Consider the following 26,727-nt stretch of genomic DNA (forward strand, 5'->3'; position numbering starts at 1 on the left):
GGGAAACCCACTTTCCACTGCGTATTTCAGCATAGGTTTGTCGCGTCAGGATGATTTCGCGCTGCCTGACATGCGGGATCGCAGATCGGTGAGGCGGGTCGCAATATCTGCAAGTGCAGCGCGGTTTTGAGTGGACGACGCACGGTCCAGCCCAGCCAGCGCGCTGAGCGCGGAAGGCGGCGCAGAAATCGTGTCGGGCGGATCGTCAGGTGTGTCGATTGCTACAATCCGGGGTCGGGGCGGCGAGTCGTCTGGCGCGGCTGCGTCACCTGTCTCGGACGGCGCAGCTTCCGGTGCTTTCTCTTGGATCGGAGGCTCTGTAATTTCTGCGGGGGCCGTTTGCTCTGAAGTGGTCGCATCCTCAGGCGTGAGGTCCGGCTCGGGCGGCGTTGTGCTGTCGGTATCTGTTGCCTGCGGCGAAGGCGTATCAGGTTGCTCCGGCTCCGGCTCCGGCACGTCGGCCTTGGCCGAGGTGGTATCCGTCTGCTCAGCGGCGTCGGACGCGGGCGCATCTGCTGATGCTGGCTCTTCTGCTGGCACGCTGGCCTCATCGCTGCGAGAGGCGGTGGGTTCTTCGGACGCTTGATCTTCCTGAACAGGCGTGGGTGCGTCGTGCGCAGCCGGGTCAGGCGTGTCGACAACCGGCTCGGTTGTCTCCTGCGGGGTCGTGCGGTCGAAGCTGACGACCTGACCGCGCGGCTCGTCTTCGGCCTCGGTAACATCCAGCGCGATCCCCGCGACGGTGGACTCTAGATCAACGTCCAGCGGCGGAGACATCGCGGCCACATGGCGCACGCCCTGATCGCGCATCACCTTCTGAACGCCCTTGATGGTCATGCCCTCATCGTGCAGCAACTTGCGAATGCCGCCCAGCAGCTGCATGTCCGCGGGGCGGTAATAGCGTCGCCCGCCGGCGCGCTTGACCGGCTTCACCTGAGTGAACTTGCTTTCCCAGAAGCGCAGGACATGGGCAGGAACTTCCAGCCATTCTGCGACTTCGCTGATGGTGCGAAAGGCGTCTGCGGATTTGGACATTGATCGGCTCGCTAGCTCTTGTTGCCGGCAGCCACACGATCCTTCATCAGATGCGAAGGGCGAAAGCTGAGCACACGACGCGGGTTGATAGGTACCTCTTCGCCGGTTTTTGGATTACGGCCTACGCGCGCCGATTTCTCGCGCACCGAAAACGTGCCGAAAGATGATATTTTCACCTGCTCGCCGCGCACCAGCGCGTCCGACATATGGTCCAGAACGCTTTCGACCAGTTGGGACGAATCGTTTCGCGATAATCCGACCTCGCGAAAAATCGCCTCGCTCAGATCCATGCGCGTCAAAGTCTTGTCACTCATTGCTATCCCCCGATTGCATTTGCACAACAATAGGGGTGAAGAAATTTGCGAGTCAATTACAATGACTTGCAGGAGGCTGTTTAAGCGAAAATTGCGCGCTTGAGTTGCACTTACCAGCGCAGTGCGACCGCACCCCAAGCCAAACCACCACCAATTGCCTCGCTCAGAATCAGATCGCCGCGCTTGATCCGCCCATCTGCTACGCCCACCGACAGCGCCAAGGGAATCGATGCCGCCGAGGTATTGCCGTGGTCCTGAACGGTCTGGATCACGCGATCCATGGACACGCCCATCTTGCGCGCAGTGCCCTGAATGATGCGGATATTGGCCTGATGTGGCACGATCCAATCGACGTCGGCGGCGGTTAGCCCGGTCTTGTCCAGCACGGCGTCCGCTGTCTGGGTCAGCTTGTCCACTGCCTGCCGAAACAGTGGATTGCCCTGCATCCGAACCTTGCCCGACGTGCCGGTCGAGGACACGCCGCCATCGACATAAAGCATCTCGCGGTAGCGGCCGTCAGAATTGAGATCGCTCGCCAGAATACCGCGATCTTTGGTTGTCCCTGCGCCATCCTCGGCCCCCAGCAGCAGCGCACCCGCGCCGTCGCCAAAGAGCACGCAGGTGCTGCGGTCGGTCCAGTCCATGATGCGGCTGAACGTCTCGGCGCCGATGACCAGCAGGCGGTTGGCCTGGCCCGACACGATCATCGCGTCCGCTGTGCAGAGCGCAAATATGAAGCCCGCGCAAACCGCCTGCACGTCAAAGGCAAAGCCGTGCGTCATGCCAAGATTTGCCTGAACCATCGTGCCGACCGACGGAAAGGTCAGATCGGGGGTCGAGGTGGCCACTATGATTCCGTCGATATCATCGGGAGTCAGGCCCGCATTCTCTAGCGCGGCGCGCGCGGCGCGGCTGGCCAGGTCTGAGGTGGTCTGGCCCTCGGCGGCGAAATGGCGCCGCTCAATGCCCGACCGGGTGCGAATCCACTCGTCGGTGGTATCGACCAGCCCCTCGAAATGGGAATTTGGCACGACACGCTCAGGCAGGTAATGCCCGATGCCCAGAGGGACCGCGCGACGGGTCATGTGCTTTTATCCGCAGGGGTCGGCGCGGATTCGTCTTCTGAATCGTCATCCCGGGCGGCCGGCATAGCTGCGGCGACGCGCGCGGCCAGTTTTTCGGAAAATCCGGTCTGGGCCAGTTGAAACGCCAGTTTAACTGCGGCCGAAACGCCTGTGGCATCTGCCGCCCCGTGCGATTTGACGACCGTGCCGTTTAGGCCCAGAAACACCCCACCGTTAACATGGCGCGGGTCGATCCGTTTTTTGAGGCGGCGCAGCGACGGATAGGCCAGCAGCGCTGCAAAGCGCGACAGGATCGAATATTGAAACGCCTCGCGAAGCAAATCCGCGATCAGGGTCGCGGTGCCTTCGCCCGTCTTGAGCGCGACATTGCCGGTGAAACCGTCGGTCACGATCACATCGCAGGTGTTACCGGGCAGATCGCGCCCTTCGACAAAGCCGACAAAATCGAAATCCGCACCGCGCGCATGGGCCGTGATCAGATCATGCGCCTCGCGCAGCTCGGCGCGGCCTTTATGTTCTTCTGTGCCGACGTTCAGCAGGCCGATACGCGGGCGCGTCACGCCAAATCCGTTGCGCGCATAGGACACGCCCATCAGCGCGTATTGCATGAGATCCTTGGCGTCGGCGCTGATATCGGCGCCGCCATCCATCAACAGATTAAAGCCCTGAGGATTGCGCGAGGGCCACATCACGGCGATAGCCGGGCGGTAAATGCCGGGCAGGCGGCGCAGACGCAGCACCGACATCAACATCAGCGCGCCGGTATTGCCGCAGGAAACGCAAACTGTCGCCTCGCCCGCGCGCACTGATTCTAGCGCGGACCACATCGAGGTGTCCTTGCCGTGGCGCGCGACATGGCCGGGCTTGTCCTCCATCGTGACGATGCCGGGCGCATTGCGCAGCGCGCAGCGCCCCGCCAGCGTGCGATGCCGGGCCACCAGCGGCTCAAGCTCGGCCAAGGGGCCGTGCAGGATAAAGGCAATGTCCGGATTCTTGTTCGCGCTGGCTGCGATGCCTGCGACGACGGTGGCAGGGCCCATGTCCCCGCCCATGGCGTCGACGGAAATTACCGTCTTGCCCTGGAAGGAGGCAGTTTTGATATCGGAGTCAGTTTCGCTCAGACTGGACTTGGCGCCCGTCTGGTCCATACCCGTCTGGTCGGGTCCAGCCTGGCTTGCGCCGGTAGGACCTGCATCCGCGGGTCTGATCTCTGGACGCGCGGTCATGCGGGCGGTCCGTCCTTGATAATGGGCCTGGCGCCACTGTAACGGCCGTGACTGTGACGGCGCGCGGCGGTTCAGGCCGCGTCGTCATCCAGATCGATCTCGTCCGCCATGGCGACGACTTCACGGTCCGCATAGTGACCGCAGGCTGAACAAACGTGATGCGGGCGCTTCAGCTCGCCACAGTTCGGGCATTCGTTAGGGTTGGCGCCGCTGAGGGCGTCATGCGCGCGGCGATTGTTGCGGCGCGATTTCGATACTTTGTTCTGCTGGACGGCCATGTCGCGATCCCTATTCCTGTGGGCCGGATCGGCCCTGTTTCATGAGGTTCTGCGGCTCTTAGTCCGCCTTGGGGCGTTGGTTCAACCCCAAATCCCCATGAAGGCGCGAAAATACAACGAATTGGCGCGCCCGCAAGCGAATTCTCGCGGCAAGGCGGCTCAATCGCCGTCCTCCATCCGCGCCTTGAGCGCGGCCAGCCCCGCAAACGGCTTGATCGCGTCGTCATCGAGCGGCACCTCGCCCGGCGGCGCGACGGCGGCGCTGGCAGGCCCGGCGCCGTCCTTGCGGGGATAATCGGGCAGCGCCAGCGCCAGCGCCTCGATCAGTACGCGTGCCAGGTCGATAACCTCGCCCAGCGGCTCTTCGGCCTCATCTTCGGGCATCGGCACACCGTCCTCGGGCGTCGGGTCCAGCTCTTCGGGGCGGGGCATGTCGCTGAGGAATCGGCGCTGGATACTGGTGTCGATGCGGCTGGTCACTGGCTCTAGGGTGGCAATGCAGGCTTGCTGGGCGGTTGCGCCCAGTTGCGCACTCAGTTGCCAGTCGCGCCGTCCCAGCGGGGCGAGCGTGCCGCGAAAGGTTAGTTTGCGCAGGGCATTGATGCCCAGTTCTTCGGCCATGGCCGCGCGCATAGCGGCGTCCGGCACGATATCGAAGGGCAGGGAGGCACCCTTGGGCAGCTCGGCCACGCGTAGCGCGGCGGGATCTGTCAGCAGCTTTACCATAGCGCGGGCGCTTCCTTTCTTGAACCTTTGGTGTGCAATGTTGTAAGCGGGATAAAAGGCCCAGCGGGCCGAGATGCAAGAGGGCAGTCATGTTCAGGACTAATTTTTCGCTGAAAGCCATCTGTTCGGTGCTGGCGGTGATCTGCCTTGGCGCGGTAGCAGGTTGCTCTGCGACCTACCAGAACCACGGCTATGTGCCGCTGGACGAGGATCTGGCGCAGATCGTGCCGGGGGTCGATTCCCGCGCCACTGTCGACGAAGTGATCGGCGTACCATCGACCGCGGGCGTTCTGTCTGGGGGCGATTACTATTACGTGCGCAGCCGGGTCCGGCACTCTGGAATGTTTCGCCCCCAAGTGATTGACCGGCAGGTGCTGGCCATTAGTTTCGATCAGCAGAACGTCGTCGCCAATATCGAGCGGTTCGATCTGCGCGACGGCAATGTCGTGCCGCTGTCGCGCCGTGTCACGGATACGTCCGTGCAGGGCAAAGGCTTCTTGCGGCAGATGCTGGGCAATCTCGGCAACATCAATCCGGCCGATTTCTTTTAGGTCTTATGACATGGTGGCCATCGGGGGCCGCCATCCGGCGGAGCGCGTCGATGAAGCAAGATCAGTCCCCGAATTACCCCATAGATCCAAGGCGCTATATCGTGCGCGCCGCCGAAGGACCCGACGATCTGATCGCGGCGCAAAGGCTGCGCGCAGCGGCGTTCGGCTTGGATATGCCGGACGGCGACGCGTTCGATTCGGTGTGCACCCATATGCTGATCGAGGACCGCAGGCTGGACAGTTTGGCGGGCTGTTTCCGCTTGTTGCCGCTGGACAGCGGGGCCGGGATCGTGGGCAGCTATGCGGCGCAATTCTATGATCTCTCGGCGTTAGCTGCCTACCCCGAACCAATGACAGAACTGGGGCGATTCTGTATCCACCCGGCTGCGCGTGACCCAGAAATTCTGCGCGCGGCATGGGGCGCGATTGCTGCGCATGTGGACGGCTGCGGGGTCGGGATGCTGTTCGGCTGCACGTCGTTTCGCGGCACAGATCCCACACCCTATCGCGCCGCATTTGCCGCGCTGGCAAGGACGCATCTGGCACCGCGAGCATGGGCGCCGCGACCGCGCGCAGCCACCACAGTGCCGCTGGCCGGGGCAACGGCGCCCGACGATGCAGGCCGCGCTATTGCGGACGTGCCGCCGCTCTTGCGCAGTTATCTGCGGATGGGCGGTTGGGTCAGCGATCATGCGGTGGTCGATTCGGCAATGGACACGCTACATGTCTTTACCGGGCTCGAGATCGCGTCCATTCCAGAGGCGCGAAAGCAGCAATTGCGCGCTACGCTTGACGGCGGCGCCGGGGCGGGATAGCGGGCGGGCATGGCCGCACGTCCCCCCCTTTTGCAACTCAGCGACATCTCCCTCACATTCGGGGGCGATCCGGTATTCGCGGACCTGTCGCTGGTCATTCAGCCTGGTGACCGGGTGGCGCTGGTCGGGCGCAACGGGTCAGGTAAATCTACCTTGATGAAGGTGATGGCGGGCCTGGTTGAGGTGGATGCCGGCACGCGTGTCGTTGCGCCAGCCGCCTCTGTTGGCTACATGGATCAGGATCCCGATATGGCGGGTTTTGCCACGCTTGGCGATTTCGCGTCCAGTCAGCTGGACCCGGCCGAGGTATATCGCGTCGAGATGGCGGGCGAAGGCCTGAAATTCGATCCCGCGCGGCCTGTCGAAACCGCCTCGGGTGGTGAGCGGCGCCGCGCCGCGCTGGCCAAGCTGATGGCCGAAGCGCCTGAGCTGATGCTGCTGGACGAGCCGACGAACCATTTGGACATCGAGGCGATCGCGTGGCTGGAAAACACGCTGAAAGAGACGCGCACGGCCTATGTCCTGATCAGTCACGACCGCGCATTTCTGCGTGAACTGACCCGCGCAACTCTCTGGATAGACAGAGGAATGACGCGGCGACAGGAAAAGGGTTTCACCCATTTCGAGGAATGGCGCGACAAGGTTTGGGAGGACGAAGATCAGTCCCGCCACAAGCTGAACCGCAAGATCAAGGCCGAGGCCCGCTGGGCCGTCGAGGGCATCAGCGCCCGGCGCAAGCGCAATCAGGGTCGCGTGCGCGCCCTGCAAGATCTGCGCGCCGAGCGTGGCAGCCAGATCAAGCGTCAGGGCGCGGCCGCAATGGCGCTGGAGGCCGGACCGAAATCCGGCAAGAAGGTGATCGAAGCGGTCGGCATTTCAAAAGCTTACGGCGAAAAGGTCATCCTGAGTGAGTTTTCTCTGAGGGTGCAGCGCGGCGACCGAATCGCGCTGGTGGGACCGAATGGCGTGGGCAAGACGACGCTTTTGAACATGCTGCTAGGCACAGAGGCCCCTGATAGTGGCACGGTCAGCTTGGGGACAAACCTCATGCCGGCCGTCTTTGATCAGGCGCGCGCACAACTGGACCCCGAGATGAGCCTTTGGGATTCGCTGACCGGTGATCCCGACATGCGCGTGTCAGGCAAGGCGGACCAGATCCTAGTACGCGGGATGCCGCGCCATGTAATCGGCTATCTCAAGGAATTCCTCTTTGACGAGGCGCAGGCACGCGCGCCCGTTCGCTCCCTGTCCGGCGGGGAAAAAGCGCGGCTCTTGCTGGCCAAGCTGATGGCGCGCGAAAGCAACCTGTTGGTGCTGGACGAACCTACGAACGATCTGGATATCGAGACGCTGGACCTGTTGCAGGAACTATTGGACGATTACGATGGCACGATCATATTGGTCAGCCACGACCGTGATTTTCTGGACCGCGTCGCAACCACCACCATCGCAATGGAAGGTGATGGCCGCGCTACCGCCTATGCAGGCGGGTGGAGCGACTACCGCTCGCAGCGCCAGTCGGATCAAGCGGACACAGCGCCGAAAGCGACTTCGCGATCAAAAGGCAACGCCCCAACGTCAAAAGGCAAGACGCCCAAGATCAGCTTTACCGAAAAGCACAGGCTGGCAGAATTGCCGGACGTCATCGCGCGTCTCGAGGCCGAGATCGGCAAGCTGGAGGGGCTGATGGCGGACCCTGAATTGTTCACGCGCGAGCCGGTCAAGTTCCGCAAGGCAAGCGAGGCCCTGACGGCCAGGCAAAAGGCACTGGCCGCTGCCGAACAAGAATGGTTGGAATTGGAAGAGAAGGCGGGCTGACCGGCTCAGCCGCGTTGGTCGGGATACTGCCGGGCGTGGGATCATAGGTCGCACGACAAAGCGCAATCGAGCGCTACGGGCAAATCCAAATACTGTCTTGAGGTTTGGAGCGGGTAACGGGAATTGAACCCGTAACTAAAGCTTGGGAAGCTGCCGTGATACCTTTTCACCATACCCGCCTCGAAGGTCGTGGTAGCACCGAGTCCCGGCGGGAATCAAGGTAAAATCAGCCGAATGGGCGCCGTAGGGTAGGGCGATTCAGCCGCCCCAGCTACGCACCACGCCGCAATCCATATGCACAAAATTCGAGCGCGAATATTTGCCAACACCGCCGGCACGGCAGGCAATTGCCGCCTTGCCCATCTGACCGACCGAGCGAGAGCTGAGGCGCAAGTCAGCAGCCTGACCCTTGAGGTGCAGCGAATTCTTGGCGACACCGCCTGATCGGCTGCGCAGCATCGCGTTGGTCTTGGGCGTGCGGTAGCCGGACAGCAGTGTGTAGGGTTCGGTCGTGTTCAGCAAATTATGTGAGGCAGTCAAGATATCGATCGTCCGGGTGTCGATAGCTATCACGTCGTTCGAGCGCCAGTCGCGCATGAAGGACGAAATTTCCTGCACCGCTTCGCGGATATATTCGCCTTCGATCCAGTAGATCGTATCGATCTTTTCACCAGTGCGAGGCGACGTCATGCGCAGACGGCGAATGTCGCCCGCACCGCGCAAAAGACCAAAAGCATTTCCGTAGGAGGGTGCTGCCACAAGGGCTGTTGCCGCGAATGCGCCCAATAGCGCACGCCGCGACAGGCTGGTCGGTTCGATCTGAGTCATTGATTTGCCTGTCCGTCGCTTCAATTTAAATCCCGCTTTTCGCGGGTGCTCATCACATCCCCAGATGTATTTATAGCTATGGCACATTAAGATTCGCTAACCAAGACTCGGGTTCCCGAATATTCTAATGGCAACCCATTTCGGCATAAATCCGCGCACTTCGCGGGGGCCGTGGCAGGTTTACCATGAGTTGATGCCTTTTGGCCTCAGGGGGTATTACGTGCTTTGCGCCCGGCAGAAATGATTGGACAATAAGGGACTAGCCGCGTCTGTCTGGAGATTGTTGTACCATTTTGCTAGCTGCCAGAGGTTCCCATGACGATTGCCGCTTTGTTCGAGTTCAAACCTAGTGCCCGCCGAGTGATTCTACCGGCCATTGCCGCTTTGATGATCCTGACGGCACCGCCTGCCGTGCATGCCGGTGTGACGGCGTTCAAACAGGCAGTCGCCGAGGGCGCTGCGCGCGATGACGGGCTGGCCGCGCATTATCGTGCCAGCGGCTATGATGCGATCTGGACAGGCCAGGATGAGGCTGGCCGTGCGCGCCGCCAAGCGCTGCTACAGGCGATCGAAGCGGCCCCCGCGCATGGCCTGCCTGCTACGCGGTATGATGCGCCGGGCCTTTTGGCGATGATGCGCGCCGCGCGCACACCTCGCGATTTGGGTCAGGTCGAGATCGAGATGTCGCGCGTTTTCCTGCGCATTGCCCATGACATGCAAACCGGAATCCTGACGCCTTCGAGCGTCGATTCAAATATTGTACGGGACGTGCCCGTACGTAGTGCCGAAGAGTTGCTGGCCGCTTTTACGGCAACAAACCCCGCTGGTTTTTTCCGCGCGCTGCCGCCTACATCGGGTGAATACGCGCGCCTCATGCGTGAAAAGACCCGGCTCGAAGGGCTGCTGGTCACCGGCGGCTGGGGTCTTGCCGTGCCTGCCGGATCGCTGGCGCCCGGCCAGTCCGGCCCAGATGTCGTCGCGCTGCGCAACCGCCTGATGCGGATGGGCTACCTCCAGCGGACATCCTCGGCCAGCTACGATATATCGATGCAGCAGGCCGTCCAGCAGTTTCAAGCGGCCCATGGATTGGTCCCGGACGGCACTGCGGGCGGATCGACCATGTCCGAGATCAACAAACCGGTGTCCGAGCGCCTGCCGATGATTCACGTCGCGATGGAACGCGAGCGCTGGCTGAACATGCCGCGTGGGAAACGCCACATTCTGGTCAACCTCGCTGATTTCAGCGCCCGGATCATGGATGACGACCGCCTGACATTCGAGACGCGCGCCGTCATCGGCAAGAATGCACCGGGCCAGCGCAGCCCTGAATTCTCGGACGAGATGGAATATCTAGAAGTCAATCCGGTCTGGAACGTTCCACGCTCGATCACGGTCAAGGAATACCTGCCGCAGATGCAGCGCAATCGCGGCGCGGCGGGTCATTTGCGGCTCTATAATTCGCGCGGACAGCAGGTGAATCGCGCCAACGTGAATTTCCGAGCCTATAATGCGCGCAATTTCCCGTTCGATCTTAAGCAACCGCCGTCGTCGCGTAACGCGCTTGGGCTGGTCAAGTTCATGTTCCCGAACAAATACAACATCTACCTGCACGACACCCCGTCCAAAAGTCTGTTCGAGCGCAACGTGCGCGCGTTCAGCCACGGTTGCATCCGCCTGCAGGACCCGTTCGACTTTGCCTACGAGCTCCTGTCGCGGCAGGAGGCTGATCCCAAGGCCTATTTCGATCGAATCCGAGATTCAGGCCGCCAGACCCGCATCGAGCTAAAGCAGAAGATACCGGTGCATATCATCTACCGCACCGCGACGGTGCCAGCGAAGGGGCCGGTGCAATATCGCGACGATATCTATGGGCGCGACGGGCGGATTTGGGACGCGCTGCAAAAGGCAGGGGTTTCGCTGCCCTCCGTTCAAGGCTAGATATCGCACCGCCAAGCCAAGGGGTGCGTCATGTCCTATACCATTCGTGAGATTGCCGAGGCGCTGGGGGCGACTGCCTTTGGCGCCACAGATATTTCGGTCGGCGCGTTGGCCGAACCTGCCGATGCTGGTCCCAGTGATCTGGCACTGGCAACCAAGTCTGAGTATGCGGACGGATTGCCCAAGGGCCGCGCGCGCGCCGCGCTGGTCTGGGAGGGTGCCGATTGGCAGGCGCTGGGGCTAGAGGCGGCCATCGTCGCACCGCGCCCGCGTTACGCCATGTCGGGCCTCACGCAGATGATGGATTTGGGTGAGGGTTGGGGCGACGGCATCCACCCATCGGCGGTGATCCATGAGACAGCTGAGTTGGGTGAGGGCGTGCATGTCGGCCCGCTGAGCGTGATAGGGGCAGGGGCGCGGATCGGCGCGGGCTGCCGGATCGGGCCACAGGCCACAATTGGCGCGGATGCGGTGATCGGCGAGAATGGCCTGATCCGCGAGGGCGTGCGCATCGCCGCTCGGGTGCACATCGGCGCGCGCGTGATCATCCATCCGGGCGCAGTTCTGGGTGGCGACGGTTTCAGCTTTGTCACGCCCGAGAAATCAGGCGTCGAGTCGGTGCGCGAGACGCTGGGCGATCAGGGCGGTGCCGCTGCGCAAAGCTATGTGCGCATTCACAGCCTCGGCTCGGTACGTCTTGGCGATGATGTCGAGGTCGGCGCAAATGCCGCCATTGACCGTGGCACGGTGCGTGACACGGTGATCGGTGACCGCACCAAGATCGACACGCTGGTGATGATCGCTCATAACGTGGTTGTCGGCACCGATACGCTGCTTTGCGGTCTGGTCGGCATCGCAGGCTCGTCCCGGATCGGCAACAACGTGGTGCTGGCGGGGCAAGTCGGTGTGGGCGACAACCTCTTTGTCGGGGACAATGTGATCGCGGGCGGCGGCACCAAGATCCTCAGCAATGTGCCGGCTGGCCGTGTCTTGCTGGGCTATCCCGCGATGAAAATGGATGCACATATCGACATGTACAAGAACATGCGCCGCCTCGGGCGTCTGGTCGCAGATGTCGCACAGCTCAAGAAATCGGTTTTCAAGGCCGGGCAGAGTGACTAAATCGGTGTCACTACCTCAAGGAGTCATGGCATGAGCATTCCGGACCGCGTGATCGCCATCGTCGCCGAGCAGGCCATGCTGGAACCGTCAGACGTGACGCTCGCCAGTACGCTCGAGGATCTGGGCGTCGACTCTCTGGGACTGGTGGAAAGCATATTCGCCATCGAGGAAGCGTTCGACATCACCGTTCCGTTCAACGCGAACGAGCCGTCGGCAGGTGATTTCGACATATCGACCGTGGGTTCCATCGCACAGGGCGTGCAGCGGCTGGTCGCCGAGCAGTCGTGAAGCGCGTCGTCATCACCGGCGCCGGCACGATCAATGCGCTAGGACAGGATGTGCCATCCACGTTGGAGGCGATGCGCGAGGGGCGCTGTGGGATCAGCGATCTGGAGTTTCGCGATGTCGAGCGTCTGTCGATCCGCATCGGCGGTCAGGTCAAAGGCTATGATCCTGAGGCCGCGTTCACCCGTCAGCAACTGGCGCTTTATGATCGTTTTACCCAGTTTGCGCTGATCGCCGCACGTCAAGCCGTCGCGCAATCTGGGATCACCTTCAACGATGAGTTGTCGCTAAAAGTGGGCGTCATTCTGGGCAATTCCGGCGGTGGAATGACCACCCTCGATGAGAATTACCGCACCGTCTATGAGGACGGCAAGAACCGCGTGCATCCCTTTGTGGTGCCCAAACTGATGAACAACGCAGCGGCCAGCCATGTGTCGATGACCTGGGGCCTTCGCGGACCCAGCTTTACCGTGTCGACCGCATGTGCGTCGTCGAACCATGCAATGGCGCAGGCCTTTCAGATGGTGCATGGCGGGGTTAGCCCCGTGATGTTGACCGGTGGGTCGGAATCCATGCTGTGCTTTGGCGGTGTCAAGGCGTGGGAGGGGCTGCGCGTCATGTCCAAGGACGGTTGTCGGCCCTTTAGCGCCAATCGCAACGGCATGGTGCAGGGCGAGGGGGCGGGCATCTTTGTCTTTGAGGAATATGAACACGCCCGCGCGCGCGGCGCCGATATCCTGGCCGAGGTTGTGGGCTACGCCATGTCCTCGGACGCCTCCGACATCGTGATGCCGTCCAAGGTGGGCGCGGCGCGCACCATATCCGGTGCGTTGCTGGATGCACGCGTGTCGCCCGAAGACGTCGGCTATATCAATGCCCACGGCACCGGCACGGCGGCCAATGACAAGACGGAGTGCGCCGCTGTCGCCGACGTGTTTGGCCGCCACGCGGACAAGCTGATGATGTCCTCAACTAAATCAATGCATGGGCACTTGATTGGCGGCACAGGCGCGGTCGAACTGCTGGCCTGCATCATGGCGCTGCGCGATGGGGTGATCGCACCGACCATCAACTATGACGAGCCGGACCCCGAATGCGCGCTAGACGTAGTGCCAAACGAGGCGCGCGAGGCACGCGTCGAGGTCGCGCTGAGCAATGCGTTTGCGTTCGGCGGGCTGAATGCTGTGCTGGCGCTGCGCCGGGCAGAGTAGGGACAGCGCGCACGTTGGGCAGGCCCGCTGGCAAAGAAAAAGGGCAGGCCTTTCAGCCCGCCCTTTGATAGTTCAGTCGTCAGTCATACTCACTCGGTGAACGCCGCGACAGCTTCGTAGCCTGCGGTGAAGCCGCTCAGCGAAACATCAATCTTGACCTTTTGATCGGGCGCCTGTGCGGGGACCAGAGTGAACTGTGCCTTGTTGCCCTTCTTGAAGATCGCGATGTCCTCTGCGGTAAAGCCAATCTGCGCGACGCAGCCAGCCTCGGTGCAAACGCGGTAGGGATAGCTTTTGGCGGTGCCGCCATCGACCGACAGCTTCAGCTCTTCGGTCAGCAGCGTGACCAGCGGCACGATCGCGGTCGCACCGGCGACTGCGGGCGCCTGGCCTTCGATGCGGAACACGCTGAATTCGGCGATGGGATTGCCGCCCGCCTCGCGCAAAAGCTGATAAAGCTGGCAAGGGTCTTCGCCGTCCGCATTGCGGAAGCAGCGCAGGTTCCAGTCGCCGAACTTCTCCTTGATGTAGACCGCAGGCTGATCGGTTCCGACCTCCTTGCCGGTCGAGAAGGTTTTGTCGTCCTCTGCGGTGCCTTCGGCGGCTGCGTCATCGGCTGCCTCGCCCGTTGCATCCGCATCTGCATCCGCAGCACCTTCCGCTGCCTCTTCGGTGGCGGTATCGGTATCGGTCGCTGCCTCTTCGGTCGCAGTATCGGCGGCGCTGTCGGTTGCCGCGTCTGTAGCGGTATCCGTAGCGGTGTCCGTGACCGTGTCTGCCGCAGCGTCTGTATCTGTCGACGTGTCCTGCGCATAAGCTGCACCGGCAAGGCCGAGAGCGGCGGCAATAGTCAGGATGGAAAGCGATTTGGGCATGTTGTCCCCTTCAGTCATTGAAGTTTCACGGAGAAGTTTCACGGCGCATCTAACATGGCGCGTCCGCACTGTCAGGATAAAATCGCAGCCGGGCCGGGCATGCAAGGCGGATTTCCGCGCGCCTTGGCAATGGACGCCTCGGCGCGAAGCGGCCGCACACAGGAAGCCACTCACAGAAAAAGGAGCCTCGCGGCCCCTTTCCCCAATCTTCTCCCTGCCGGACTTGGCCGACTTAGTATTGACGCGGACGCTACGACACCTGAAAATCGTCGTCAACAGTCAAAATGTGTCGCGGTTGATCGTCCTAAATGCGCACGAATTTACCCGATGAAAAAGGGCCGCACCCGAAGGCGCGGCCAGTCTGACAGGGAGGAACTCATCCCGGCGCCAGGAGGACATATGCGCCGGAATGAAATTGATACTGGCACGAAACAGTTAAAAATGTATGTTCGCTCAGCACGCGGCGAGGCGTGCGCCATCTGTAGGGGACGAAGTGGTGAGCGACGGCATCTTTATCGGCGGCGGGGGCCCGGACTATTCGCAGCCCCAAAACCTCAGCCTGAAATACGCCAATCGGCACGGCCTGATCGCGGGCGCGACCGGAACAGGCAAGACCGTGACGCTTCAGATCCTCGCCGAAGGGTTTTCCGCCGCCGGCGTTCCGGTGTTCCTATCGGACGTCAAGGGCGACCTGTCGGGCCTTGCGCAAGCGGGCAGCGAGGGATTCAAGCTCCACGATGCCTTCGCCAGCCGCGCGGCCACGATTGGGCTGGACGACTATAGCTATGCGGCCTTTCCCGTTACCTTCTGGGATCTCTTCGGTGTTGCAGGCCATCCGGTACGCACCACTCTGGCCGAAATGGGGCCGCTCCTGCTGAGCCGCCTGATGGAGCTGAGCGAGGCGCAGGAAGGCATCATGAACATCGCCTTTCGCGTTGCGGACGAAGAGGGAATGCCGCTGCTGGATCTCAAGGATCTGCAATCTCTGCTAGTCTGGGTCGGCGAGAACCGTGATACCCTGTCGCTGCGCTATGGCAACGTGTCGATCCAGTCGGTCGGCGCGATCCAGCGCCAGTTGATGGTCTTGGAAAATCAGGGTGGCACGCAGCTGTTCGGCGAACCTGCACTGGACCTCGCGGACCTCATGCATGTCGGTGCGGACGGGCGCGGTCAGATCAACATCCTCGCTGCCGACAAGCTGATGGGCGCGCCGCGGCTCTATGCCACCTTCCTCTTATGGCTGCTAAGCGAGCTGTTCGAGACGCTTCCCGAAGTCGGCGATCCCGACAAGCCCAAGCTGGTCTTTTTCTTTGATGAGGCGCATCTTTTATTCGATGACGCGCCCAAGGCGCTGGTCGACAAGGTCGAGCAGGTCGCGCGCCTCATCCGCTCCAAGGGGGTCGGCGTCTATTTCATCACGCAAAACCCCGACGACGTCCCCGAGGATATCCTTGGCCAGTTGGGCAATCGGTTCCAGCACGCGCTGCGCGCCTTTACCGCGCGCGACCGCAAGGCGCTCAGCCGCGCGGCGGAAACCTATCGCCCGAATGAGAGGTTCTCGACTGTCGATGCCATCCGCGACGTCGGCGTTGGCGAGGCGGTGACCTCCATGCTGGAGGACAAGGGCGTGCCCGGCATCGTCGAGCGTAGTTTGATCCGCCCGCCATCCTCGAAACTAGGGCCGATAGATGATGCCGCCCGCCGCGCCGCCATGCAGGCCTCGCCGGTGGCGGGCAAATACGACACGCTGATCGACCGCAAATCAGCCTATGAGATCCTCAAGGGCCGCTCGGATCAGGCCGCTGCCGAAGCCGCCCGCGCCGAAGAAGCCGCAGAAGAGCAATCCGTCGCCGAGCGTGAATTTAACGCAGGCCGCCGCTATTCCGGCGCACGGGTCGAGCGTTCGACCGCGCAGCCGCGCAAGGGGACCGCGGGCAGCTTTGGCGAGGCGATCACTGGCGCGGTTCTCAAGGAGTTGAAAGGCACGACCGGACGACACATCGTGCGCGGCATCCTTGGCGGTCTGTTCAAGGGCCGCTAGCCGCATCGGTCGCAACTGGCACTGGCAAAATCTGCGCCATGTGGCTAACCTGTCGTCAAGCAGAAAACAAAAAGGGGCGGCCACAATGGCAAGCAGCAAATCGACAGGCGACAAGACGAAAACCAAAGGCCAGAAGCCCAGCCGCGCCAGCGCCATGCCACCCAAGCCACCCGCGCCGCCGCGCGCGCAGGGCGGCCCGACGACGCTGGTGCCGAAACCGCCGCTGGTGGGCGGCCATCACGCCAATAACCCTGAAAAGCGCGGTAGCGCAGGAGGTCTGGGCGCAGGTCCGCAGGATTCTGGCGCAACGGATGCGGTGCTTGCAGACGACGACGGCAATATCCCCCTCAAAAAGCAGGAGTTGATAGCGCAGGTTGTCGCACGCTCGGACGTGGCGAAAAAGCACGCCAAACCGGTGATCGAAGCGATGCTTGCCGTGCTGGGCGATGCCCTGTCCGAAGGTCGCGATCTGAACCTGCAACCCATGGGCAAAATCAAGCGTAAACGCATCAAGGACACCGATAAAGCGCGCATCATCGTCGCGAATATCCGCCAATCCAAGGCCGCTGGTGCGGGCTCTGCCACAGGCGCCCCGCCGTTGCCCGGCAGCACGCCCGGCAGCATGATCGCACCAGCCAAAGAAGCGGTTGCAGACAGCGAAGAGTGACGCTAAAAAATGGCCCAAGGGTGATTAGCTCAGTGGTAGAGCGCTTCGTTCACATCGAAGATGTCAGGAGTTCAAATCTCTTATCACCCACCATTTTCCAACTATTTGCAACGGCCTAATCTATGCCCAAAGCACATGTTCCGAACTGGCCAGACATCTGGTTTCTGCGTCATGGCCAGACTGAATGGAACCTTGCCGGGCGCATTCAGGGTCGGCTGGATTCGCCTCTGACCGCGCTGGGGCGCGCGCAGGCCAATAGCCAGGCGGCACTGATCGCAGACATTGCTGCGCGCGTCGCGACGGGGCCGGGCAACATCTATGTCTCTCCCCTCGGGCGCGCGCGCGAGACTGCCGCGCTGGCGTTGCCAGAATATGATGCGGTCATCGATCCGCGCCTTGCCGAGATCGACACGGGCGCTTGGGAGGGGTTGGCGAAGGCGGACCTGCCGCAAGGTTCCAGTGATCTGCTGACCTACGCCGCAGCCCCCGACGGCGAAGGGCTGGAGGAGCTGATCGGGCGGGTGCGCGGCTTTGCAGAAGAGCTTGCCGGACCCAGCATCATCGTTGCGCATGGCCTTTGGGGGCAGGTCCTGCGCGGTCTGGCCAAGGGCCTGCCGCAGCAGAACATGGGCGCGCAGGATAATCGTCAAGGCTGCGTCTATCACCTGAGCAATGGGAGCGAGGACGTGCTAGGAAATTTTACCGGATAACCGGATAATCTCAGCGTAATCAAAGGCTTGCGGTGCGATCCAGATTATCCACCCGCCACGCGCTGTTCACCGCCTCTTGCCAGTGCGCGACAATGGCGTTAGAGCGGCGGCGAGGGTGATTAGCTCAGTTGGTAGAGCGCTTCGTTTACACCGAAGATGTCGGGAGTTCGAGTCTCTCATCACCCACCATAATTACCGGCCTTTTCAAAGTATTGCGATGTGCTCTTGATATGAGTTCTGTCGCCTTGCACGCGGCATCCCCCACCAAACCTCCATCATGAATTTAGCGCATCGGGATTTTCCCTCTTTCCCGCATGCCGCACCTGCGCTAGTCAGGCGTTACTTCGGTCCGGGCGCTCACACGTCTGGATAATAGGGAACGCGGTGAGGTGCCTTGCACCAACTCCGTGACTGCCCCCGCAACTGTAGGCGGTGAGCGAAGCCGGATACACGTCACTGCCGCAACGCGCGGCGGGAAGGCCCGGCCCAGCGTTGACCCGCAAGTCAGGAGACCTGCCGAGGTGTTCACCCTGTCCGGACGCGGGGAGCGTCACGGTCAACGGATTCTTCCGGTGTGGTGGCATTCTCGCCGCCTGCGGAAGGGTCAAAACGTCTCTTTCGCATGCATATCCAACACCTGCATCGCCCGCATCGGGCGAGTCCGGAGACGCATATGAAACGTGTTTTACTGACCACCACCATCCTCACCGGCGCGCTCAGCGCCACCGCCGCCACAGCACAGCAAACCTACGACCTCGGCACGATCGTGCTGTCGTCCAGCCTCAGCCCGGTCGAGAGGGGCCGCACCGGCGCCACTGTCGAAGTGCTGGAGGGCGAGCAAGCAGGCGGCAACGACACCTCCGTCATCAACCGCCTCGATCGTCTGCCCGGTGTTAGTTCTACGTCCAATGGCGGCCTCGGCAACTTGGGTACGATCCAGATTCGCGGCCTGCCGGCGCGCTATGTAGGCGTGCGGATCAACGGAATCGACGTGGCCGATCCGTCGAACACGCAAAACCAGTTTAACTTTGGCGGTCTTACCGCTTCGGGGATTGGCCGGATCGAAGTTCTGAAAGGGTCACAATCGGCGCTCTATGGGTCCGAGGCAATTGCTGGTGTCGTCGATATCACGACGTATCGCCCTGAAAAACTGGGGTTCTCGGGACAGGCTCAAGCCGAGGGTGGCAGTTTTGGCACTTATTCCGGGACGCTCAGCGGCGGCTATCGCTCTGAACGCGGCTATATCGCGCTGAGCTATGGCCACGTCCAGACCGACGGCATTTCGGCGCAGGCGTTCAACACGGAGAAGGACGGTTTCGAGCAGACCACCGTCGACATGACCGGTGAATATGACGTCACCGAAACGCTGACCATCGGCGGCGCGTTACACTACCGCGACGGTGAAATTGACATCGACCGTAGTCGGTTCACCAATGATGCCAGTGGCATCAACTATTATACCGAGCAGGGCGCGCGCATTTTTGCCACGCTACAATCTGGCGCGGTGACGCATACGCTGAGCTACAGCTATTTCGATATTGACCGTGACGATCCAACCGGTTTCACCACCACCTTCACCGGCGAGCGGCACAACATCGCCTATCTCGGCAGTGCCGAGTTGGGTGGGCGCACAGTGCTAAACTTCGGCATTGATCATACCGAAGAAAAATTCACCTCTGGCCCCGCGCGTGGATCCGAGGATGACACCGCCCTTCAGGCCGAACTGCTAGTGGCTGCGAGCGACCGGGTCGATATCTCGGCCGCGCTGCGCTACGACGACGATTCCAGTTTTGGCGGCAAGACGACGGGCCGTCTAGCTGCGGTCTGGCGTCCGGTCGAAGATATCGCATTCCGCGCGGTGATCGGCACCGGCTATCGTGCGCCATCGCTTTACGAGCGGTTCGGCCCCTTCGGCCTTGCCACGTTAACGCCAGAGGAGAGCCGCAGCTACGAAATGGGCGTCGAAAAGACGTTCGGCGATCTTGGCTATGCCAAAGCGACAGTCTTCTATACCGAAATTGACGATTTGATCGAATTCGCGGGCGCCTCTTACAATCAGGTGCCGGGCACGACGAAATCACGGGGTTTCGAGCTGTCGGGCGAATATGCGCTGAATGCGGCGGTCTCGGTTTTCGGGGCCTATACCTATACGAACGCAACGACCGACGGCGCTCGGTTGGCCCGCACGCCCAAACATGACCTCGTCGTTGGGGTGCAGAGCGATTTCACCGACCGTTTCTCGGGCTATGTTGATGTGCGCCATGTCGCCGACGTGGAGCCGTCTGCGTTTTCGCCCGTGGGCAACAAGGTGGGTGCCTACACGCTGGTCGGCGCTGGCGTCAGCTATGACGTAAGCCCGAACGCCCAGCTTTACCTGCGTCTCGAAAACCTCTTTGACGAGGATTACGAGACGGCAGGTGGCTATAATCAGCCGGGCCGCGCAGCCTATGTTGGGCTTCGTGCGAACTTCTGATCGCATATGCACCTTCGCTGCGTCCGCACTTTTCGCGGGCGCGGCACTGGCATTCAGCGCTCCACCTGTGCTGGCTGAGGCGCCACGACGCGTCGTGTCGATCAACCTTTGCACTGATCAGTTGGCAATGCTGCTCGCTGGTGAAGGGCAGCTGATTTCGGTCAGCCGGATCGCGCTGGATCGGCGCGCATCGGCCATGGCGGACGAGGCGGCGCACTACGTTATCAACTCTGGCCGCGCCGAGGAGGTGCATGTGATGCGCCCCGATCTGGTGGTCGCGGGTGTCTATACCTCGCGCGATACTGTCGCGATGCTGCGCCGCCTCGGGATCGAGGTCGTGCTGTTTGATATCGTCGAGTCGCTGGACGAAGTGCGCACCCGCATCACTGAAATGGGCGAGGCGCTGGGGCGGCAGGCCGAGGCTCAGAAAATGGTCGCGCGTTTCGATGCCGACTTGGCAGCAATGCGTGACGACGATGGACCCGATGAGAACGCGCCACGCGCCGCGCTTTATTATGCCAACGGCTATACATCGGGCAAAAATTCACTGGCCAACGACATCCTTGCCGCTGCTGGTCTGCGCAACGCGCCCGCTGAGGCGGGGTATGCCTGGGGCAAGCTTCCGCTGGAAATCCTTACGATGATTGACCCCGATCTGGTCATCACCTCGCGGCGCTACCCCGGCGGCAGCCGCGCCGAAGAGGTCATGGATCATCCGGTCGTCAATGCATTGCGCGGGCAGGCAGTCAGCGCGGCGCTGACAGATCAGGACTGGGTCTGCGGCACGCCCTTCGTGCTGCGTGCAATTAGCGACATGTCCGCCGCGCGCCGCCGCGTCGAGGCCGACGAACCCGAGACCACCAAATCCGAGGCCGGAGGATGAGCCGGGTGATGATCCCTCTAACAGTGGCGACCGCAATCCTGTTCGCTGCGTCGCTGCTAATCGGCCCCGCAGAACTGAGCTTGGGTGATAGCCTGACCGCGCTCTGGCAGGGCGGCGACGGTCCCATCGCAATGGTCATGCGTCAGATCCGTTTGCCGCGCGCCATCCTTGCGCTGATGATCGGCGCCAGCCTCGGCCTCTCGGGCGCCGCGATGCAGGGCTATCTGCGCAATCCTCTGGCCGAGCCGGGGCTGATCGGTGTGTCCGGCTCTGCTGCCCTTGGCGCGGTTCTGGCTATTCAGACCGGGCTGGCGGCCGCCTATACGCTGGGCCTGCCACTGGCGGCGCTGGCGGGCGCGCTGGGTGGCGTCGTGCTGGTCATGGCGCTGGCCGGACCACGCGGCGGGGCGCTGACACTGATCCTTGCGGGTATCGCCATATCAGCGCTGGCGGGCGCGCTGACGTCCTTGGTGCTGAACCTTTCGCCCAATCCTTTTGCCGCGAACGAGATCGTGTTCTGGATGATGGGCTCGCTCTCGGATCGCTCGATGGTGCATGTGTGGCTGGCACTGCCGCTGATGGCCATCGGCTGGGTACTGCTGGGCACTCTGGGGCGCGGCCTAGACGCGTTGACGTTGGGTGAGGATGCGGCTGGCGCGATGGGCATCCGCCTCAGCCGCATGCGGCTGGTGCTGGTCATCGGTACCGCCTGCGTCGTCGGCGCCGGGACGGCGGTGGCGGGTGCCATCGGTTTTGTCGGTCTGGTCGTGCCGCACGTACTGCGCCCCCTGGTGGGTGCGCGGCCCTCGCGCCTGTTGTGGGCGTCCGCACTCGGCGGCGCGATCATGCTGCTGACCGCCGATATCGCCGTGCGCCTGATCCTGCCCACGCAGGATCTAAAGCTGGGCGTTCTGACCGCCATCGTCGGCGCACCGGTGTTCCTGCACCTCATATTCAAGACGCGGAAGGACGGGATATGAGTCTTCTGACGCTTGACCACTTTGGCGTCACGCTGCGCGGTCGCACCATACTCAATGACATCAACCTCCAGATACAGGAGGGCGAATTCGTCGGCCTGATCGGTCCCAACGGCGCGGGCAAGACAACATTGATGCGCGCCGCACTGGGCCTGATACCCAGCACGGGCCGCAGTTCGCTCGCTGCCCTGGCACCGCGCGCGCGGGCCAAATGCGCGGCTTGGATGCCGCAGGCGCGCGAAATTGCGTGGCCCGTCACAGTCGAAACGTTGGTGATGCTGGGCCGCGTGCCGCATCTGGGCGCTGGCCAGCGTGCCGCGCCCGAGGATCACTTCGCAACCGAGGCCGCGATAGACCGCATGGGGCTGGAGCCGCTGCGCCATCGCGCGGCCACGCGTCTGTCGGGCGGCGAAACGGCGCGCGCGTTGATCGCGCGGGCACTGGCGCAAGACACACCGCTGCTGATGGCGGATGAGCCGACAGCGGGCCTTGACCCCGCGCATCAGATTTCCACGATGGAGACGTTCGCGGCGCTCGCCGCCCAAGGCAAATCGTGCCTCGTGTCGCTGCACGATCTGGGCCTTGCCGTGCGCCATTGCACACGGTTGATCCTGCTCGCGCCCGACGGTGATCTGGCGGCCGATGGCGCGCCCGGTGACGTGCTGACGCCCGAGCGGCTGGATGCTGTGTTCGGCATCGCCGCCGCGTTTTGCGACGGCGAGGATGGGCCGTTGTTCCAGCCGTTGCGCGTGACGCGATGATGGCACTAACTCTGGACACGCCGTGGCTTGAATTCGATCTGGGCGGCCAGATGCGGGTGCTAAGCTGGGCCATCAACCGCCCCGGCCTTGTTACAGCGCGCCGCATCCTCTGGCGTGAGGTGCGCAATGCCGACCTGCCGCCGGATCTGGACGTGCCGACTTGGCTACATGGCGCGCTAAAGGCGCGCGGCGCGCTGGATGCGGTGACGTTCCTAACCTCGCGCGATATCGTTCACCACCATGTCGCAGAGGCACAGGTCGAGGATGTCACCGCCTGCGCTGTCGCCACCGTGGGCCTGTCGAACGCCGAGCGGATCGGTCACCGTCTTGACCGCAGCGGGCACAGCTGGGGCACGATCAACGTGGCGCTGCGCCTGAATGCAGGGCAGGGCGGAGGCCTGACCGACTCGGCAATGATCGAGGCGCTTAGCATCGCCGCATCCGCACGCACCGCAGCCGTGATGGAGGTCGGGCTGGACTTGCCCACAGGGCGCGCGACGGGCACCGGAACAGACTGCATCGCCGTTGCCGCACTACCGGGCGATATGGCCTTTGCCGGGATGCACACCGCGCTGGGACAGGCGGCCGGGCAGGCGGTCTACACCGCCGTGCACGCCGGGGCGCAGGAGTGGATGCAGACCGTTCGACCGGCCCTCTAAGCGGCGCTTGGTTTGCTGCAATTGGCAATAAACTGGCGCTTGACGCCCCGCGCGTCGCCGACTAAAGACTGGCCAGCGTGGACAGGACGAGCCGTCTTGAAAGCGCATGCAGTGGGCGGTTGTAGCTCAGTTGGTTAGAGTACCGGCCTGTCACGCCGGGGGTCGCGGGTTCGAGTCCCGTCAACCGCGCCACCGCTGCATTTCACCTGATGACATGTGCAACATGCGCGTGACTGGGCAAACCCCGTGACAAAAAGTACCGCGAAGCGCGTAAACACCGCTTTTCGGCATTGACGGGTCAGGCAGCCTCAATTACTCACAGCTTCATGCGCGGTTGTAGCTCAGTTGGTTAGAGTACCGGCCTGTCACGCCGGGGGTCGCGGGTTCGAGTCCCGTCAACCGCGCCACTTACCCCTTCCATACATCAAAAGCGCCGCGCAACCTATTGATCCTGCGCGTCTATCAAGGTCGATAACCGCGCTGCAGTGCCTTCTGCGGCGTCAGTGCATCAGGCCAGCCATACATCCGCTCGACCGCGTAGAGCGCGATGCAGACGATTACGATCGCCAGCACAAATTTGACGCGCCCGGCACTGGGCGGATTTTGCGCCCATCGCGTCATTCGCAAGAGCCATCTGGTATTCATTGGTAAATCTTGATGCGATGCATGAGAAAGGCATCGCAACCCTCTATAGTCGCGTTACAAATAATCCATTAGAAAGCTACAGGCACATAACATTCCGACGCGCGCGGCTGCACGCCCCCTTGCCATTTGGACATCAGTCTACGACATGGAATACCACTGTCACGCAAAAATATCCGGAGCCGGCCTTGCCTACCCATTCCGAAACCCGCCACCTTCCCTACAGTGCGCAGCAGATGTACGATCTGGTCGCGGATGTCGGAAATTATCCGGAATTCCTGCCATGGACCGCCGCCGCGCGGGTGAAGAGCCGCAATCAGCAGCCCGATGGCAGCGAGGTGATGGAGGCGGATCTGGTCATCAGCTTCAAGGTCTTTCGCGAGACGTTCGCCAGCCGCGTCGTGCTATGGCCCAATGACAGAAAAATCGACACCAGGTATCTGGACGGCCCATTCAAACACATGATTTCAAACTGGAAATTCTCCGACGCGGAGAATGGCTGCACTGTCGATTTCTATGTCGATTTCGAGTTTCGCAACCGCATCCTGCAATCGGCGGCGGGCCTTTTCTTCTTTGACGCAATGCAGCGCATCGTGCGCGCCTTCGAGCGGCGCGCGCATGACCTTTACGGCTGATCCAGCGCAGTAGCCAATAGCGCCAGCGCATGATCGCGCGCGGCGCGGCGCACTGCATCGCGGCCAAGCGGGCCGAACTCCTGCACATCCACCTTCGCCGCCACGCCCTGGCGCGCGATGCCAAAGCAGACGCGCCCCTCTGGCTTGTGTTCGGAGCCGCCAGGGCCTGCAATGCCGGTAATCGAGACCGCCAATTGGGCCTGTGAATGCGCCAGCGCGCCTAGCGCCATCTCAGCAGCGACTTCGGGGCTGACCGCGCCATGCGCTTCCAGAGTGGCAGGCTTAACGCCCAGCATCTGAATTTTGGCATCATTCGAATAGGTGACGAAACCACGCTCGATCACGTCCGAGCTGCCCGGCACATCCGTTAGCGCGGCCATCACCATGCCGCCCGTACAGCTTTCGGCGGCAGCGATCATCACCCCGGCCACGCGCGCGCGGTTCAATATCTCAGCAGGGGTCATGCCCCCAATACCCCATGTGCCAGCGCAGCCAACACCATCACACTTAAGGCCGCCAGAACGCCTGCGATTACGTCGTCCAGCATCACGCCGAATGGCGTATGTTGCCGATCAGCCCAGCCCACAGGCCCGGGCTTGAAGATATCGAAGAGACGAAAGAGGATGAATGCCGCTATCCAGCCGGGCCAGAGCGCAAAGATGGACGCGCCCACATGCCACGCGCCGAAGGACAGTGGCAAAAGGGCGATCCACTGACCGACGACCTCGTCGATGACCACATGCGAGGGGTCGTGATCGTCCTCCCAGCGCGTCACCTGCGTCGTCGCCCAGAGCCCTTCAAAGAATGCGGCGATAATCGCTATCATCAACAGCCACGGCCCGCCGATCAGATGCAGCACTGCGGCCATCGGCAACGCGACCAGCGATCCCCAGGTGCCGGGGGCAGGACGTAGATGGCCGACACCGCCCACTGTTGCGACAAAGCGGGCGATCTTCATGGGGTCACCAGCAGGACGCTCGCCAGCGCGGCTATGCCTTCCTCGCGGCCGGTAAAGCCCAGCCTCTCGGACGTGGTTGCCTTTACCGAAATGCGCCCTGGCGCGAGGCCGGTGATGTCACTGAGCGTGGCCTGCATGGTGGCGGCATGGGGGCCGATCTTGGGCTGTTCGCAAACAAGAGTGATGTCCATATTGCTGATGTCATACCCTTTTTCGCGGGCTAGCTGCACGGCATGGCGCAGAAAGACATGACTCTCTGCGCCCTTCCATTCAGGCTCGGAGGGGGGGAAATGCCGCCCAATATCGCCCTCGGCCAGCGCGCCGTAAATTGCGTCGCAGATCGCGTGCAAACCGACATCGGCGTCCGAATGACCCTGAAGCCCGCGCCCATGCGGCACTGCCACGCCACACAGCATGACATGATCGCCGGGGCCAAAGCGGTGGACGTCGTAGCCATTGCCGATGCGAATATCCATTGTGCCTCTCAACAGGGCCTCGGCCCGTGCAAAATCAGGGGGATGGGTGATCTTGAGGTTGTCCTCATCGCCCGGCACGATCACCACGTCAAGCCCGGCGGCACGCGCCACGGCCACGTCGTCGGGCGCGTCGCCAGTATGCGCGCGATGTGCGGCGAGGATGGCCGCAAAATCAAAACCTTGGGGTGTCTGCGCCCGGTAGAGCCCGGCGCGGTCCTGCGTGCCATCGACGTGCCTATCCCGAACGATCCAGAGCGCATCGGTCACGGGCAGGGCGGGCGCTGCAGCCGACGCGGTATCCAGCGCGCTAAGTACACGACGGATCAAGGGGGCCGAGACACAGGGCCGCGCCACGTCATGAATCAGCACGCGGGTGCAGCCAGTGCGCTCCAGCGCCTCCAGCCCCGCGCGCACCGATGCGGCGCGGGTATCGCCGCCGGCAGTTAGTAACACGTCTTTCTGTGGCGAAAAATGAGCGATGTCATCAGGATGTAGCGCGATCATGATGTGATCTATCTCGGGCAAAGCGACGAAGGCGCGCAAGGTCCAGTCAATCACGCGGGCGCCCGCCAGCGGCTGCCACTGCTTGGGACGAACGCCGCCCGCGCGGGTGCCGCGCCCGGCGGCAACTATGAGGACGGCGCATGTCATGGCGTGCAGCCTACCGCGCCGCGCGACCCCCTGCAATTCATTGCGAAGCGCGCCCGCGCCGGGTAGAGATGAACACCATCCACCGGA

28 protein-coding genes, 5 tRNA genes and 1 riboswitch are annotated in these 26,727 nt (G+C 62.4%); of the genes, 20 read left to right on the plus strand and 13 right to left on the minus strand.

Annotation, left to right across the window (positions count from 1 at the left end):
• Positions 1–45: 45 nt before the first annotated feature.
• From U3654_RS07480 to U3654_RS07505, 6 genes are all read right to left on the minus strand, one after another.
• On the minus strand, positions 46–1,035 hold the full coding sequence (locus U3654_RS07480; protein WP_324754714.1) for a MerR family transcriptional regulator: 990 nt from the start codon (positions 1,033–1,035) through the stop codon (positions 46–48).
• A gap of 11 nt (positions 1,036–1,046) precedes the next feature.
• Positions 1,047–1,349, minus strand: a complete 303-nt coding sequence (gene ihfA, locus U3654_RS07485) for an integration host factor subunit alpha (protein ID WP_324754715.1) — start codon at positions 1,347–1,349, stop codon at positions 1,047–1,049.
• A gap of 110 nt (positions 1,350–1,459) precedes the next feature.
• Entirely contained in the window at positions 1,460–2,434 is a 975-nt protein-coding gene (locus U3654_RS07490; protein ID WP_324754716.1) for a beta-ketoacyl-ACP synthase III, read from the minus strand.
• Positions 2,431–3,660, minus strand: a complete 1,230-nt coding sequence (plsX, locus tag U3654_RS07495) for a phosphate acyltransferase PlsX (protein WP_416384566.1) — start codon at positions 3,658–3,660, stop codon at positions 2,431–2,433. The genes U3654_RS07490 and plsX overlap by 4 nt, the downstream gene beginning before the upstream one ends.
• A gap of 71 nt (positions 3,661–3,731) precedes the next feature.
• Positions 3,732–3,938 (minus strand): 50S ribosomal protein L32, encoded by a 207-nt coding sequence (gene rpmF, locus U3654_RS07500; RefSeq protein ID WP_324754717.1) that lies wholly within the window; start codon positions 3,936–3,938, stop codon positions 3,732–3,734.
• 159 nt (positions 3,939–4,097) lie between these two features.
• Positions 4,098–4,664 carry a DUF177 domain-containing protein gene (locus U3654_RS07505; protein ID WP_324754718.1) on the minus strand — a complete coding sequence of 189 codons (567 nt, stop codon included), beginning with the start codon at positions 4,662–4,664 and terminating at the stop codon, positions 4,098–4,100.
• Positions 4,665–4,753: 89 nt separating this feature from the next.
• On the opposite strand from U3654_RS07505, the gene U3654_RS07510 reads away from it, so the two are divergent.
• The 3 genes from U3654_RS07510 to U3654_RS07520 are packed head-to-tail and all read left to right on the plus strand — an operon-like array spanning position 4,754 to position 7,848.
• Positions 4,754–5,215, plus strand: a complete 462-nt coding sequence (locus U3654_RS07510; RefSeq protein ID WP_324754719.1) for an outer membrane protein assembly factor BamE — start codon at positions 4,754–4,756, stop codon at positions 5,213–5,215.
• Between the two features lie 50 nt (positions 5,216–5,265).
• Positions 5,266–6,030 carry a GNAT family N-acetyltransferase gene (locus U3654_RS07515; RefSeq protein WP_324754720.1) on the plus strand — a complete coding sequence of 255 codons (765 nt, stop codon included), beginning with the start codon at positions 5,266–5,268 and terminating at the stop codon, positions 6,028–6,030.
• Positions 6,031–6,039: 9 nt separating this feature from the next.
• Entirely contained in the window at positions 6,040–7,848 is a 1,809-nt protein-coding gene (locus tag U3654_RS07520; protein WP_324754721.1) for an ABC-F family ATP-binding cassette domain-containing protein, read from the plus strand.
• A gap of 105 nt (positions 7,849–7,953) precedes the next feature.
• Here U3654_RS07520 and U3654_RS07525 read toward each other — a convergent pair.
• Both U3654_RS07525 and U3654_RS07530 read right to left on the minus strand, forming a co-directional pair.
• A tRNA-Gly gene (locus U3654_RS07525) sits at positions 7,954–8,027 on the minus strand.
• A 79-nt stretch (positions 8,028–8,106) separates the two neighbouring features.
• Positions 8,107–8,676: a YcbK family protein gene (locus tag U3654_RS07530; RefSeq protein WP_324754722.1), complete on the minus strand. Its 570-nt coding sequence runs from the start codon at positions 8,674–8,676 to the stop codon at positions 8,107–8,109.
• A 315-nt stretch (positions 8,677–8,991) separates the two neighbouring features.
• Here U3654_RS07530 and U3654_RS07535 point away from each other — a divergent pair, with 315 nt between their 5' ends.
• The 4 genes from U3654_RS07535 to U3654_RS07550 are packed head-to-tail and all read left to right on the plus strand — an operon-like array spanning position 8,992 to position 13,232.
• Entirely contained in the window at positions 8,992–10,614 is a 1,623-nt protein-coding gene (locus U3654_RS07535) for a L,D-transpeptidase family protein (RefSeq protein WP_324754723.1), read from the plus strand.
• A gap of 30 nt (positions 10,615–10,644) precedes the next feature.
• Positions 10,645–11,736: a UDP-3-O-(3-hydroxymyristoyl)glucosamine N-acyltransferase gene (gene lpxD / locus U3654_RS07540; protein WP_324754724.1), complete on the plus strand. Its 1,092-nt coding sequence runs from the start codon at positions 10,645–10,647 to the stop codon at positions 11,734–11,736.
• A 30-nt stretch (positions 11,737–11,766) separates the two neighbouring features.
• Positions 11,767–12,024 carry an acyl carrier protein gene (locus U3654_RS07545; RefSeq protein ID WP_324754725.1) on the plus strand — a complete coding sequence of 86 codons (258 nt, stop codon included), beginning with the start codon at positions 11,767–11,769 and terminating at the stop codon, positions 12,022–12,024.
• Positions 12,021–13,232, plus strand: a complete 1,212-nt coding sequence (locus U3654_RS07550) for a beta-ketoacyl-[acyl-carrier-protein] synthase family protein (protein ID WP_324754726.1) — start codon at positions 12,021–12,023, stop codon at positions 13,230–13,232. Before U3654_RS07545 ends, U3654_RS07550 begins: the two co-directional genes overlap by 4 nt.
• A gap of 89 nt (positions 13,233–13,321) precedes the next feature.
• Here the strand turns inward: U3654_RS07550 and U3654_RS07555 are convergent, their stop codons facing one another.
• A complete protein-coding gene (locus U3654_RS07555) occupies positions 13,322–14,107 on the minus strand; it encodes an invasion associated locus B family protein (protein WP_324754727.1) in 786 nt (261 codons plus the stop codon).
• A 496-nt stretch (positions 14,108–14,603) separates the two neighbouring features.
• Between U3654_RS07555 and U3654_RS07560 the strand changes: the two genes are divergently transcribed.
• The 12 genes from U3654_RS07560 to U3654_RS07615 all read left to right on the plus strand — a co-directional run bounded on the left by U3654_RS07560 (position 14,604) and on the right by U3654_RS07615 (position 23,685).
• Complete coding sequence (locus U3654_RS07560) at positions 14,604–16,148, plus strand: helicase HerA-like domain-containing protein (RefSeq protein ID WP_324754728.1); 1,545 nt, start codon at positions 14,604–14,606, stop codon at positions 16,146–16,148.
• A gap of 85 nt (positions 16,149–16,233) precedes the next feature.
• The gene (locus tag U3654_RS07565) at positions 16,234–16,815 is read left to right on the plus strand and encodes an HU family DNA-binding protein (protein ID WP_324754729.1); all 582 of its coding nucleotides are present in this window, start codon (positions 16,234–16,236) and stop codon (positions 16,813–16,815) included.
• An 18-nt stretch (positions 16,816–16,833) separates the two neighbouring features.
• A tRNA-Val gene (locus U3654_RS07570) sits at positions 16,834–16,908 on the plus strand.
• 29 nt (positions 16,909–16,937) lie between these two features.
• Positions 16,938–17,525 (plus strand): histidine phosphatase family protein, encoded by a 588-nt coding sequence (locus U3654_RS07575; protein WP_324754730.1) that lies wholly within the window; start codon positions 16,938–16,940, stop codon positions 17,523–17,525.
• 113 nt (positions 17,526–17,638) lie between these two features.
• Positions 17,639–17,714, plus strand: a tRNA-Val gene (locus tag U3654_RS07580).
• A gap of 139 nt (positions 17,715–17,853) precedes the next feature.
• A riboswitch (cobalamin riboswitch) is annotated at positions 17,854–18,061 on the plus strand.
• 137 nt (positions 18,062–18,198) lie between these two features.
• Positions 18,199–19,998: a TonB-dependent receptor plug domain-containing protein gene (locus tag U3654_RS07585; RefSeq protein ID WP_324754731.1), complete on the plus strand. Its 1,800-nt coding sequence runs from the start codon at positions 18,199–18,201 to the stop codon at positions 19,996–19,998.
• Positions 19,999–20,092: 94 nt separating this feature from the next.
• Positions 20,093–20,881 carry an ABC transporter substrate-binding protein gene (locus U3654_RS07590; RefSeq protein ID WP_324754732.1) on the plus strand — a complete coding sequence of 263 codons (789 nt, stop codon included), beginning with the start codon at positions 20,093–20,095 and terminating at the stop codon, positions 20,879–20,881.
• Positions 20,882–20,889: 8 nt separating this feature from the next.
• Positions 20,890–21,861, plus strand: coding sequence for an iron ABC transporter permease (locus U3654_RS07595; protein ID WP_324754733.1), 972 nt, complete (start codon positions 20,890–20,892; stop codon positions 21,859–21,861).
• Entirely contained in the window at positions 21,858–22,619 is a 762-nt protein-coding gene (locus U3654_RS07600; protein ID WP_324754734.1) for an ABC transporter ATP-binding protein, read from the plus strand. Before U3654_RS07595 ends, U3654_RS07600 begins: the two co-directional genes overlap by 4 nt.
• Entirely contained in the window at positions 22,616–23,278 is a 663-nt protein-coding gene (locus tag U3654_RS07605; protein WP_324754735.1) for an adenosylcobinamide amidohydrolase, read from the plus strand. Before U3654_RS07600 ends, U3654_RS07605 begins: the two co-directional genes overlap by 4 nt.
• Before the next feature lie 115 nt (positions 23,279–23,393).
• Positions 23,394–23,470 (plus strand) — tRNA-Asp (locus U3654_RS07610).
• 138 nt (positions 23,471–23,608) lie between these two features.
• Positions 23,609–23,685 (plus strand) — tRNA-Asp (locus tag U3654_RS07615).
• A 55-nt stretch (positions 23,686–23,740) separates the two neighbouring features.
• On the opposite strand, the gene U3654_RS07620 is transcribed toward U3654_RS07615, so the two are convergent.
• Complete coding sequence (locus U3654_RS07620) at positions 23,741–23,923, minus strand: hypothetical protein (RefSeq protein WP_324754736.1); 183 nt, start codon at positions 23,921–23,923, stop codon at positions 23,741–23,743.
• A gap of 185 nt (positions 23,924–24,108) precedes the next feature.
• Between U3654_RS07620 and U3654_RS07625 the strand changes: the two genes are divergently transcribed.
• Entirely contained in the window at positions 24,109–24,555 is a 447-nt protein-coding gene (locus U3654_RS07625) for a type II toxin-antitoxin system RatA family toxin (RefSeq protein WP_324754737.1), read from the plus strand.
• Here U3654_RS07625 and U3654_RS07630 read toward each other — a convergent pair.
• From U3654_RS07630 to U3654_RS07640, 3 genes are read right to left on the minus strand one after another with little or no spacing between them, the layout of a single operon-like run.
• Positions 24,546–25,019 (minus strand): CinA family protein, encoded by a 474-nt coding sequence (locus tag U3654_RS07630; protein ID WP_324754738.1) that lies wholly within the window; start codon positions 25,017–25,019, stop codon positions 24,546–24,548. The two genes, U3654_RS07625 and U3654_RS07630, sit on opposite strands and share 10 nt — an antisense overlap.
• Positions 25,016–25,513, minus strand: coding sequence for a phosphatidylglycerophosphatase A (locus U3654_RS07635; protein WP_324754739.1), 498 nt, complete (start codon positions 25,511–25,513; stop codon positions 25,016–25,018). Before U3654_RS07635 ends, U3654_RS07630 begins: the two co-directional genes overlap by 4 nt.
• Complete coding sequence (locus tag U3654_RS07640) at positions 25,510–26,640, minus strand: bifunctional 2-C-methyl-D-erythritol 4-phosphate cytidylyltransferase/2-C-methyl-D-erythritol 2,4-cyclodiphosphate synthase (protein WP_324754740.1); 1,131 nt, start codon at positions 26,638–26,640, stop codon at positions 25,510–25,512. The genes U3654_RS07635 and U3654_RS07640 overlap by 4 nt, the downstream gene beginning before the upstream one ends.
• Positions 26,641–26,727 lie beyond the last annotated feature (87 nt).

Origin of the sequence: Roseovarius sp. Pro17 (genome assembly GCF_035599575.1) — a bacterium.
Lineage (GTDB): Bacteria > Pseudomonadota > Alphaproteobacteria > Rhodobacterales > Rhodobacteraceae > Roseovarius.